The following is an 11,177-nucleotide window of genomic DNA, read 5'->3' on the forward strand; positions in this document are numbered from 1 at the left end:
CCGCACGTCGAGCGCCAGTACCGGCCGGGGGCCGCGCGCGGGTGAGCGCAGACGGGGGCCCGACCGCCGGACGGCGGCCCCTCAGGGGAGGAGGACGATCTTGCCGCGGGTGTGGCGCTTCTCCAGTTCGCGGAAGGCCGCCGCCACCTCGTCCAGCGGATAGGTGGCGGCGATCGGGATCTCGATCGTGCCGGTGGCGACGAGGTCGGCCACCTCGGCCAGCACCTCCTGGGTGGAGGCGTCCATGCTGCCCTTGTGCTGGGTGCCGAGCTTCTCCGCGAGTTCGAAGGAGATGACCGTCTCGATACGGTCGCGTGCAATGCCCAGGTCGACGGCCAGTTGGAGGTACTCGGGGCCGAAGAGGTCGATGAAGGAGTCGATGCCGTCCGGCGCCGCCGACCGCAGGCGGTCGGCGAGCCCGGCGCCGTAGGAAATCGGGGTGGCACCGTGCTCGGTGAGCCAGTCGGCGTTGGCGGGCGAGGCGATGCCGAGGACGTGGGCGCCGCGTGCGCGCAGGAGTTGAACGACGAGCGAGCCCACGCCGCCGGCCGCGGCCGACACCGCGACCGTCTGGCCCGGTTGCGGGTCCACCGCCCGGACCGCCGCGTAGGCGGTGACACCGACGACGTACAGGGACCCCGCCACCGGCCAGCTGAGCTCCGGCGGTTTGCGGATGAGCTGGCCGGTGGGCACCGCGACGTGGGTGGCGTGGCTGGAGCGCCGCAGGGAGAAGCCGAGCACCTCGTCGCCGACCGCGAACTCCGTTACGCCGTCGCCGAGTCGGGTGACGACGCCGGCCAGGTCGCTGCCCTCCCCCGAAGGGAAATCGGCGGAGCCGGGCATGAAGGTGCCGGAACGGATCGAGGCCTCACCCGGGTTGATGGACGTGGCCCGGACCTCGACCAGGACCTCGCCGGCCGCCGGAGCCGGCACGGGTACCTCGGCGATGTGCAGCACCTCCGGGCCGCCGTACTGGTCGAAACGGACGGCACGCGCCTTCTTCTCGCTCATCTGCTTCTCCTTCGAAGGTGGGGGTCGCCCGCCCGGCGACCGTCGCCGCCCGGGCGGGGAGCCGCTGACGCCCGGTCAGGCGTCGACGGCCGCGGTGGCGATGCCGACGAGTTCGCCGAGGCCGTCGATGCGCCAGTCGGCCGTGGCGATCACCTGGGGGTCGTCCGCCCACAGATGCCCCCACGGCCCCCGGCGAAGGTGCGCCGACCGGAGCCCGGCCGCCTTCACCGGGAAGACGTCGTTGACCGGATGGTCCCCCACGTACACGATCTCGGCCGGCTCGGCCCGCGCCGCCTCCACCACCCGGGCGAAGAACCCCGGCTCCGGTTTGGCGACACCCCACTCCCCCGACGTCGCGATCGCGTCGACCGGCAGGTCCAGGGCGTGCAGCAGGCCCGTCACCTTGGCCGACTGGTTCCCGGCGACGACCACGCGCAGGCCGGCCTCCCGGAGTGCGGCAAGTGCGGGCCGCACATCGGGGTAGAGGTCGGTCTCGTCGAGGTATTCGCCGCGCCCGGCCGCCTCGCGGGCCGCCTTCGCCGCCTCGATGTCCAGGCCGGGCCGGAGCAGCCGCAGCGCGTCGTCGCTGGTGCCGCCCCGGGACACGGTCGCGCCGATCAGCGCCGACATCGTGTGCCGGGGCACGCCCAGCCAGTCGGCCCACGCGGCCCAGTAGCGGGTGTCGCTCACCAGGGTCTCGCCGATGTCCAGCGCCACAGCTCTCATCATTCGAGCCAGCCTAGGTCCGGCGCGGGCGATCGTGGCGGACCTGCCCGCGGGCGTCGCCGTACGCCGCCCGGTCGGTCCCGGCGGCTCGGCCCGGATCCGGCAGGTCCATCAGCGCGAGCCCGGCCGGGTCGGTCAGCGCCGTGATGCGGGTGATCCGGCCCCCGACAACGGTGAAGGCGTGGACCGAGAGCCGGGCGCCGTCGGTGCGCCAGGAGACCATCCCGGGCAGCCCGTTGACGAGCACCTCCCGCCGGCGGGTGGCCGCGGCGGCGGACAGCCGCGCGCCGGCGGCGGCGACCTCGGTGGCGCCGAAGACGACGACCGTACCGGCCGGCGTGCCGGCGGTCAGCCGCACCTCGGGGTCGAGCAGCCGCAGCAACGCGTCGAAGTCGCCGTGCCGGGCCGTGGCCAGGAAGGCCCGGACGACCGCTCGCTGCTCCCGCCATCCGGGCCGGGGGCGTCGACCCCGCGCCTGCTGACACTGGTCAATCTGCGCGCCGGCCAGATCAACGGCTGCGGCCCCTGCGTGTGCGCCGGGGTCGACGCGGCCAGGAAGGCCAGGAAGGCCGGGGAGTGCGACGGCGGCGGGGACGGCGGACAGGGACGGCGGGGCGCCGAAGGAGGGGGAACTGCGGGCGGGGACGGCGGGGGACGGCACCGGGACGCGGCGTCCGGCCCCCGCCCCGCCCCGCCCCGCCCCGCCCCGCCCCGCCAGGGGATTTCACCCGAATGGCCCGCGTGGATGTCCGGCCCGCCCGACCGGCCCCAGGCTGTTCGCTATGTGGCCTCACAGGCTCAAGCTGGGGGTGGCCCTCACGTCCCTCGTCTTCGTCGTGACCTGCTCCGCACCGGTGCACCACGCGCAGCAGTCGCCCCGCAGCCGAGTGGCCGTGCTGCACCGGGCCGCGCTCCGGCCTGTCGTCATAGGGCGTGCCACCTGGCACGCGGACGAGCGGGACGTCCACGGGAAACCGATCTACGACGACTCCATCAAGGCGGTCTTCGTGCACCACACGGACAACCCCAACGACTACGACTGCACGAAGGACGTGCCGGCGATGCTGCAGGCGATCGAGGAGCGGCACATCCACGACATGGGGTGGGACGACGTCGGTTACAACTTCGTCGTCGACCGGTGCGGCACCATCTACGAGGGCCGGGCCGGCAGTGTCGACCGGGACGTGCGCGGAGCGCACACCGAGGGCTTCAACGCCCACACCGTCGGGATCGCCGCCCTGGGCAGCTTCGGCGCGGGCGTCAAGGTGCCACGCCCCATGCTGGAGGCGATAGCGGCCATAGCCGCGTGGAAGCTGGACCCCGGCATCGACCCCCGGGGGAAGGTACGGCTGGTGTCCAGCAACGGCGAGAGCCGCTACCGGAAGGGCACGACGGCGGAACTGGACGCCATCTCCGGTCACCGCGACGTCTACGAGACCGACTGCCCGGGCGCCGCGCTCTACGCCGATCTGCCGTGGATACGGCAGACCGCGGCGCGGCTGCGGCAGAAGGCGACCTGGGTCGGCTGATCCGGCGTCCGGCCTCAGCCGCCGCGGCGGTGCTCGCTGACGGGCCCGGTGCCGGGCTCGGTGACCTGATCGGTGCCGGGATCGGTCGAAGGCTCGGTCGAGGGCTCGGTCGAGGGCCCGGTCGAGGGCTCGGTCGAGGGCTCGGTCGAGGGCCCAGTGACCGCCCGGGGGCGCGCAGCGGTGTGGTGGGCGAGCGGGGCGTGCGGGTCGTCGCCGTGCGCGGCATGGTCGGTGTGCACAGTGGCGGCGGTCAGGCGGGGGACGGCGTGCATCAGGGCGTGTTCGGCCGCGACGGCCAGCGCGTGCGCCTCGACGACCGTCCGGTGCGGGTCCACGACGATGTCGGCCTCCGCGCGCAGGGCGTGGCCCACCCAGCGCATCCGGACCTGCCCGGTGCCCAGCACTCCGTCGATCCCGCGCAGCGCGCTCTCGGCGGTGGTGACCAGTTCGGGGTCGACGCTGTCCATCAGCCGCCGGTAGACCTCGCGCCCGGCGTCCTTGAGGACCAGCAGGATCGCCAGGGTGATGAGCAGGCCGACGACGGGGTCGGCGGCCCGCCAGCCCAGGGCGGAGCCCGCGGCGCCGAGCAGCACCGCCAGGGATGTGAAGCCGTCGGTACGGGCGTGCAGGCCGTCGGCGACCAGCGCGGCGGAGCCGATACGGCGCCCGGTGCGGATGCGGTGGCGGGCGACCCACTCGTTGCCCGCGAAGCCGGCCGCGGCCGCCACGGCGACCGCCCACAGGTGCGTGACGGTCTGCGGGTGCACCAGACGCTCGACAGCGGCGCCGGCGGCCAGGGCCGCGGAGGCGGCGACGGTGAGGACGACGGCGACGCCGGCCAGGTCCTCGGCGCGGCCGTAGCCGTAGGTGTAGCGGCGGTTCGCCGACCGGCGTCCCACCAGGAACGCGACGCCGAGGGGGACGGCGGTCAGGGCGTCGGCGGCGTTGTGGACGGTGTCGCCCAGCAGCGCGACCGATCCCGACAGGCCGGCGATCACCGCTTGGACGGCGGCGGTGGCGCCGAGCACGGCCAGTGACCGCCACAGGGTGCGCACGCCCTGGGCGGAGGTCTCCATCGCGGGGTCGATCTTGTCGGCCGCGTCGTGGCTGTGCGGGGTGAGCAGATGGGGCAGGCGCGAGGCCCGACGCGGGCGGTGGTCGTGATGCTGGTGGTGGGGATCATGGGGGTGGCCGTGGTCGTCGTGGGGGGTGTGGCCGCTGGCGTCCATCCGACCACCGTGTCACGGGCCGTGCGTTGCAGCCATTGCCGTGGTGCGGGCGGTGACCAGGTGCGACGCGGTCGCAGGTGCGCGGGTGCGGCGGGCGGGGGCCGAGGGCCACGGAACGGGGCAGGGGGGCGGGGCGCGGGCCGGGGCGGGACAGCCCTTAGGGGCGGCCTCCGCTCACCGGCGGCGGCGCCAGGTACCCGTGGTAGCCGGGGAAGGACCGCGCGTCCGGCAGGGTGATGACGCGCCAGGCGCGGGCGTAGCGCGGCGGCCGGCCGCCCGCCGGGACGAGGACGGCCAGCGGGCGGGTGCGGGCGGCGGCGAGCAGCCCCGCCGGGGTGATGCTGCCGTCGGAGCCGCCGATCTGGCGGGAGGAGCAGCCGGTGTAGAAGGCCATCGGTACGGCGTGGTCGCCGGTGAGGACGCACGGCGGGCGGACCCCGGCGGCGTGCAGGCGGGCGGCGACCGCGTCGTAGGCGTGCCGCATGGCGCGATTGCTGCGGACGTCGGCGCGGGCGGTGGCGAACTGGACGGCCAGGTGTCCGCAGAGCGCGAGGACGATCAGACCGGTCAGCGCGGGGCGCAGCCGGCCGGCAGGGGCGGCGAGCAGGGCCCACAGGCACGCGGCCACCGGCAGCGAGAGCAGGGCGTAGGCGGGCAGCAGGAATCTCGGCGCCGCGTAGCCGAGGCGGAACAGGTACGGCAGCGCCATGGCGGACGCGACGAGCAGCGGGAGCAGCGCGGTGCTCCGGCGCCGGGCCCGGTTCGAGGCGGCGACACCGCCGGCGGCCAGGAAGGGCAGGGCGAACCACCACACGGAGGTGATCCTGCCCCGCCACGGCACATCGCAGGGGCGGCACAGCGTATGGCCGTTCAGGGCGCGGATCTGGTCGTCCACCGCGATGTTCCAGCCCGTGCCGCCCTGGATGGCGCTGGCCCGGTCCAGCCGCTGGGTGAGGCCGCCGTAGCGCAGGTACGCCTCGACGACCCACTCGCCGCAGCCGAGCAGCAGGCCGGCGGCGAGGGCGCCGAACAGCAGCGGCCGTCGGGCGCCCCGGACGAACAGGGCCACCAGGGCGAGCGGGATCACCAGCCACACGGCGTCGAGCGGCCGCATCAGGCCGGTCAGGGCCACGGCCACCCCGAGTCCGAGCCGTGCGGGCCGGTCGGCCGGGTCCCGGGCGGCGCGCAGGAAGCAGCCGGCGGCCGCCAACGCCCCGTAGGCGGACCAGAGGTTGGGCATCACCTGCGGGCCGTAGAAGACGGTGATCCACAAGGTGGCGAACAGTCCGCCGGCCAGCGCGAGCACCGGCGCCGGCACCAGGGTGCGCCACACCCGCAGTGCCAGGTAGAGGGCGGTGGCCGACAGTACCGCCATCCACACCCGCAGGGCGAGGGTGGAGGTGGTCAACTCGGCGACGGGCGCGGCCAGCAGGGTGATGCCGCGGGCCCGGGGCGCGCTGAAGAAAGCGGCCGGCACGAAGCCGCTCACCTGGCTGGTGTAGACGGTCTCGTCCCAGCCCAGTCCGCTGCCCGGTACGACCAGGGCCAGTTGGACCAGGCAGAAGGCGGCACAGACGACGGCCGGCCAGGGTGGGGAACGCCGGCCGGTCGCGGGCGGCTGTGTACGCGCTGTGACGGGTGCGCCCGCCGTTTTCTGCTCCATAGTGGTGGAAATCAGGCTACGCGGAGTTGGGCGGATGAACCGCGAGGCACGAGCGGGCGCCCGCGGGTCTTGACAGAAGGGCGATGGGATTAAAGCCTATGGCAACGTTGTCATTTGAGCTGTGCCGAGCCGCATGCTCCGCTGGGCTCACTTGGGATTGGACCACCTGCACATGTCGAATCAGTCCTCTCACCCCTCCCGTCGGGCGGTCGTCGCCACCGGATCAACCCTGCTGGCGGGCTTCGGCCTCGGGGTCGCCCTGCCGGCGAGCAGTTCCGCGGCCGAGCCCGAGGGGCCCGCCGCGGCGGCCTCGAAGGGCGAACTCGCCGCCTACCGCCCGATCACGGTGTCGTCGACCGACTACGCGCCCACGCCGGGCGAATTCGTGGTGGACAAGGTGAGTTCGGTCGGTGTCCGGGGCACCGGCTGGCGTGCCGCCGACGGTGACCCGCAGTGGATCTGCGTCGATCTGCAGGCCGACTGCGACGTGGAGTCGGTCCGCCTGACCTTCGAGGCCACGGTGAACGACCCGGTCTTCGTGCCCTCCACGAGCGGCAATCCGCGCGACAGCACCACCGGCAAGGAGATCTTGTCCAGTTGCGCGGTGGACTTCGTGGTGGAGGCCTCCCGCGACCAGCACACATGGACCAGCATGTACCGCACCACCTCCGGCACCGGCGGCGTCGTCGAGATCGAGCTGGCCGAGCCGGTGGTCGCCCGCTGGGTGCGGATGACCGTGCGCAAGCGCTCCAACGCCAACCCGCTGGGCCTGAACGGCTTCGAGGTCTTCGGCACCCCGCGCGGCCACCGCCCGTCCGCCACCGGCTGGACCGACTGGGGAACGCACGACCACCGGCCACCCGCGCTGCGGGTCGCCGCCGACGGCACGGTGCCCCTGGAGTCGGGCTGGACGCTGACCATGGACGACTGGGCGGGCGGCGCGGGCGCGGACCTGTCCCTGCCGTCCGTGGACACCAGCGGCTGGCTGCCGGCCACCGTTCCCGGTACGGTCCTGACCTCGCTGGTGGACCAGGGCCGGCTGCCCGACCCGGTGGCCGGGCTGAACAACCTGCGGGTTCCCGAGGCCCTGTCGCGCCACGCCTGGTGGTACCGCCGGGACTTCCGCCTGCCGGCCGGCCTGCGTACCGGCTCCGGACGGCACATCTGGCTGGAGTTCGACGGCGTCAACCACCAGGCCGACATCTGGCTCAACGGCCGGCAGGTCGGCGGCCTGACGTATCCGTTCGCCCGCTCCGCCCACGACGTGACGGCGCTGCTGGCCGCCGGCGAGCAGGCGCTGGCCGTGCGGATCACGCCGATGCCGACCCCCGGCAGTCCGGGTGACAAGGGACCGGAGGGCCTGTCCTTCGTGGACGCCGGTGCCAACATCATGAACCTCAACTCGCCGACGTACCTGGCCGCTTCGGGCTGGGACTGGATGCCGGCCGTGCGCGACCGGGTGGCCGGCATCTGGAACCACGTACGGCTGCGCTCGACCGGCCACGCGGTCATCGGCGACCCGCGGGTGGACACCGTCCTGCCCGACCTGCCCGACACCAGCAGCGCCGAAGTGACGATCGTGGTCCCGGTCCGCAACGCCGACACCGCCGACCGGCAGATCACCGTCGCCGCCTCCTTCGGCAAGGTGCGGGTGTCCCAGGCGGTCACGGTCCCGGCCGGCGGCACGGTCGAGGTCGCCTTCACCCCCGACGCCTACGCGCAGTTGCGCCTGCGCGACCCCGAGTTGTGGTGGCCCAACGGCTACGGCCGGCCCGACCTGCACGACCTGACGCTGGTCGCCTCGGTCGGCGGCCAGGAGAGCGACCGGCGCACCACCCGCTTCGGCATACGGCAGTTCGGCTACGAGTACGCGGTACCGCTGCCGTTCAGCTCCGGCAGCGACGCGTACACCCAGTCCGTGGACGTGGGCCGGCAGCAGGCGCGTTACGTACGGGTGCGGTGCCTGACCCGTGCGACCGGCTGGGGTTCGTCGCTGTGGACCCTGTCGGTGTTCGACAGCGCCTCCCCCGGCACCGACCTGGCCCTGCACAAGACGGCCACCTCCTCCTCGGTGGACGACCCGGCGGACCAGCCCGGCAACGTCACCGACGGCGACCCGAACACCCGGTGGTCCTCCTCCTTCGACGACGACCAGTACATCCAGGTGGACCTGGGCGCCCCGGTCGCCTTCGACCGGGTCGACCTGGTGTGGGAGCAGGCGTACGCGCAGACGTACGTGGTGCAGGTCTCCGCCGACGGCTCGGCATGGACCGACGCCAAGGCGGTGGACAACGCCGCGGTGCCGCTGCCGTTCAACGGGGGCGACTCCAGCCTGCAGACCGAGGACTTCACCGCCCGCACCGCCCGCTACGTACGGATCAGCGGCGGCGCGCGGGCGACCAGTTGGGGCAACTCGCTGTGGAGCCTGTCGGTCATCGACAGCGCCTCGCCCGGGCACCGACCTGGCGTTGCGCAAGACGGTCACCGCCTCCACCGAGGACCCGTCGAACCCGGCGGTCAACGCCACCGACGGCAATCCCAACTCCCGCTGGTCGTCGGAGTACCTGGACAACCAGTGGATCCAGGTGGACCTCGGCTCGCCGCAGTCCTTCGACCGGGTGGTCGTGGTGTGGGAGGCGGCGTACCCGAAGACGTATGTGATCCAGGTGTCCGACGACGGTTCGGCGTGGACGGATGTGAAGGCGGTCGACAACACCCCGGACCCGCTGAAGATCAGCGTGAACGGCGTCCGCGTCTTCTGCCGCGGCGGCAACTGGGGTTGGGACGAACTGCTGCGCCGGATGCCCGCGGCCCGGATGGACGCGGCGGTGCGGATGCACCGCGACATGAACTTCACCATGATCCGCAACTGGGTCGCCTCCAGCAACCGGGAGGAGTTCTTCGCCAGTTGCGACGAGCACGGCCTGCTGGTGTGGAACGACTTCCCCAACGCCTGGGCCATGGACCCGCCGGACCACCAGGCGTACAACGACGTGGCCCGGGACACGGTGCTGCGCTACCGCATCCACCCCAGTGTCGTGGTGTGGTGCGGCGCCAACGAGGGCAACCCGCCGGCGGCGATCGACACCGGGATGCGGGACGCGGTCCAGTCGCAGGCCCCGGGTGTGCTCTACCAGAACAACTCGGCCGGCGGCATCATCACCGGCGGCGGCCCCTACGGCTGGATCGAGCCCGAGCGCTACTTCTCCCCGTCCACCTACGGCAGCGGAAGCTTCGGCTTCCACACCGAGATCGGCATGCCGGTGGTGTCCACCGCCGAGAGCACCCGCAACATGGTCGGCGACCAGCCCGAGTGGCCGATCGAGGGGGCGTGGTATTACCACGACTGGAGCACCAAGGGGAATCAGGCCCCGCAGAACTACCAGGCGGCCATCGAGGCGCGGCTGGAGACGGCCGGCGGGCTGGACGACTTCACGCGCAAGGCGCAGTTCGTCAACTACGAGAACACCCGGGCCATGTTCGAGGCCTGGAACGCCAATCTGTGGAAGGACGCCAGCGGCCTGATGCTGTGGATGTCCCACCCGGCCTGGCACAGCACGGTGTGGCAGACGTACGACTACGACTTCGACGTCAACGGCACCTACTACGGCGCCCGCAAGGGGTGCGAGCCGCTCCACGTCCAGGCCGATTCCGTCAACTGGCAGGTGATCGCGGTCAACCACACCCCGCAAGGGCTCAAGGGGGCGGTGGTGACGGCCCGGGTGATCGGCCTGGACGGACGGCAGATCGGTCCGGTCCGGCGGACGACGGTCGATGTCGCCTCGTCGGCCACCACGCCGGCCTTCACCGCCGGCTGGACCGACAGCCTGCCGGACTTCCATCTGCTCCGGCTCGGCCTGGAGGACGGCAAGGGCCGTGTCCTGTCGGAGAACACCTACTGGCGCTACCGGGACACGGCCGACATGAAGGCGCTGAACAGCGCCAAGCCGGTGAAGGTCACCACCTCCGTCGGCCGGGTGACCGGGTCGGGGACCCGCCGCGAACTGACCGCCACCGTCACCAACCGGGGTTCGGCGGTCGCGGCGATGGTGCGGCTGGCGCTGCTGGACGACCGCAGCGGCGAGCGGGTGCTGCCGACCCTCTACGGCGACAACTACCTGTGGCTGCTGCCCGGTGAGTCACGGACGGTGACCCTTTCGTGGCCCGCCGACGCACTGGCCTCGGGCCGGCCCGCGCTGCGGGTCGAGGGCTACAACGTTCCCCGGACGGTGAGCCGCTAGCCGCCCCCGGCGGGAAAGCCGCTGGCTGTCCCCCCGTGCGCCGATCGGGGGACAGCCGGCGGGCCGTTCGGCGGGCGCTGCCGGGATCCGGCCGGTGCCCGGCAGGATCCCGGCAGCGCGCGTAGGGGCGCGCGGCGGCTCGGGTGCGCCGGTCACCCGGTGTCGCGAGCCGGTACGGATCGCCGCCCGGTTACGGTGGACGGGTGAGCAGAGGGCGGCGGTCGGAAACCGGGGAGGCGGCGCCGGGTGAGGAGTCCGAGAGCAAGGCCGGTGCGCCGCAGGCAAGGTCCCACCCGGTGAAGCGGCTGGCCCAGGCGGTGGCGGGCAGCTTGCTGGTACTGATCGGGGTGGCCCTGCTGGTGCTGCCGGGGCCCGGGCTGCTGCTGGTACTGGCCGGGCTCATCCTGCTGTCCCGGGCCGTCCCGGCGGTGGCCCGGTTCGTCGAACCGGTCCGTGAGCGGGCGATGCTGGCCGCCGAGGGCAGCGTCGCCTCGGGCTGGCGGATCGCCGGCTCGTCCGTGGTCGGCCTCGGGCTCATCGCGGCGGGCGTCATCTGGGGCGCGCCCGTGCTGCACTGGCTGCCGGCCACCGGCTGGAGCACCGGGGCGAGCCTCATCTTCTCCGGCCTGATCGTGTTCGCCCTGCTGGTCTGGAGCTACCGCCGGGTCCACGGCCCGCGGCCCTGAGCGGCGGTGGCCGGCCCGCCGATCGGGTGACGGCAGCCGGGCGGGGCCGCCGGGGACCGCCCGCGGGTGGGCGGGAATCAGGCGGAGATCGC

The 11,177-nt window shown here is 73.5% G+C and carries 7 protein-coding genes and 1 pseudogene; 3 read left to right on the forward strand and 5 right to left on the reverse strand.

Going from position 1 to position 11,177, the window contains the following annotated elements; genetic code table 11:
* Nucleotides 1–81: 81 nt before the first annotated feature.
* From GA0115240_RS21520 to GA0115240_RS37100, 3 genes are all read right to left on the reverse strand, one after another.
* Complete coding sequence (locus GA0115240_RS21520) at nt 82–1,011, reverse strand: NADP-dependent oxidoreductase (RefSeq protein ID WP_093738673.1); 930 nt, start codon at nt 1,009–1,011, stop codon at nt 82–84.
* A 75-nt stretch (nt 1,012–1,086) separates the two neighbouring features.
* Entirely contained in the window at nt 1,087–1,740 is a 654-nt protein-coding gene (locus GA0115240_RS21525; protein ID WP_093738675.1) for an HAD family hydrolase, read from the reverse strand.
* Between the two features lie 10 nt (nt 1,741–1,750).
* Nucleotides 1,751–2,398: a hypothetical protein gene (locus GA0115240_RS37100; RefSeq protein WP_176725134.1), complete on the reverse strand. Its 648-nt coding sequence runs from the start codon at nt 2,396–2,398 to the stop codon at nt 1,751–1,753.
* A 121-nt stretch (nt 2,399–2,519) separates the two neighbouring features.
* On the opposite strand from GA0115240_RS37100, the gene GA0115240_RS21535 reads away from it, so the two are divergent.
* The gene (locus tag GA0115240_RS21535; RefSeq protein WP_093738677.1) at nt 2,520–3,266 is read left to right on the forward strand and encodes an N-acetylmuramoyl-L-alanine amidase; all 747 of its coding nucleotides are present in this window, start codon (nt 2,520–2,522) and stop codon (nt 3,264–3,266) included.
* Nucleotides 3,267–3,280: 14 nt separating this feature from the next.
* Here the strand turns inward: GA0115240_RS21535 and GA0115240_RS21540 are convergent, their stop codons facing one another.
* Together GA0115240_RS21540 and GA0115240_RS21545 are read right to left on the reverse strand one after the other, a co-directional pair.
* Nucleotides 3,281–4,495, reverse strand: a complete 1,215-nt coding sequence (locus tag GA0115240_RS21540) for a cation diffusion facilitator family transporter (RefSeq protein WP_093738679.1) — start codon at nt 4,493–4,495, stop codon at nt 3,281–3,283.
* A gap of 157 nt (nt 4,496–4,652) precedes the next feature.
* Nucleotides 4,653–6,158: a hypothetical protein gene (locus tag GA0115240_RS21545; protein WP_093738681.1), complete on the reverse strand. Its 1,506-nt coding sequence runs from the start codon at nt 6,156–6,158 to the stop codon at nt 4,653–4,655.
* Nucleotides 6,159–6,330: 172 nt separating this feature from the next.
* Between GA0115240_RS21545 and GA0115240_RS21550 the strand changes: the two are divergent.
* Both GA0115240_RS21550 and GA0115240_RS21555 read left to right on the forward strand, forming a co-directional pair.
* Nucleotides 6,331–10,399, forward strand: a pseudogene (locus tag GA0115240_RS21550) (discoidin domain-containing protein).
* Nucleotides 10,400–10,695: 296 nt separating this feature from the next.
* Complete coding sequence (locus GA0115240_RS21555; protein ID WP_093738683.1) at nt 10,696–11,085, forward strand: PGPGW domain-containing protein; 390 nt, start codon at nt 10,696–10,698, stop codon at nt 11,083–11,085.
* The last annotated feature ends 92 nt before the right edge of the window (nt 11,086–11,177 follow it).

Origin of the sequence: Streptomyces sp. DvalAA-14, assembly GCF_900091855.1 — a bacterium.
Classification (GTDB): Bacteria; Actinomycetota; Actinomycetes; order Streptomycetales; family Streptomycetaceae; genus Actinacidiphila.

Excerpts from the sequence above, each read along its gene's own strand:
- GA0115240_RS21520 (WP_093738673.1), bottom strand. The coding sequence starts at position 1,011 with ATGAGCGAGAAGAAGGCGCGTGCCGTCCGTTTCGACCAGTACGGCGGC.
- GA0115240_RS21525 (WP_093738675.1), bottom strand. The coding sequence starts at position 1,740 with ATGATGAGAGCTGTGGCGCTGGACATCGGCGAGACCCTGGTGAGCGAC.
- GA0115240_RS21535 (WP_093738677.1), top strand. The coding sequence starts at position 2,520 with ATGTGGCCTCACAGGCTCAAGCTGGGGGTGGCCCTCACGTCCCTCGTC.
- GA0115240_RS21540 (WP_093738679.1), bottom strand. The coding sequence starts at position 4,495 with ATGGACGCCAGCGGCCACACCCCCCACGACGACCACGGCCACCCCCAT.
- GA0115240_RS21545 (WP_093738681.1), bottom strand. The coding sequence starts at position 6,158 with ATGGAGCAGAAAACGGCGGGCGCACCCGTCACAGCGCGTACACAGCCG.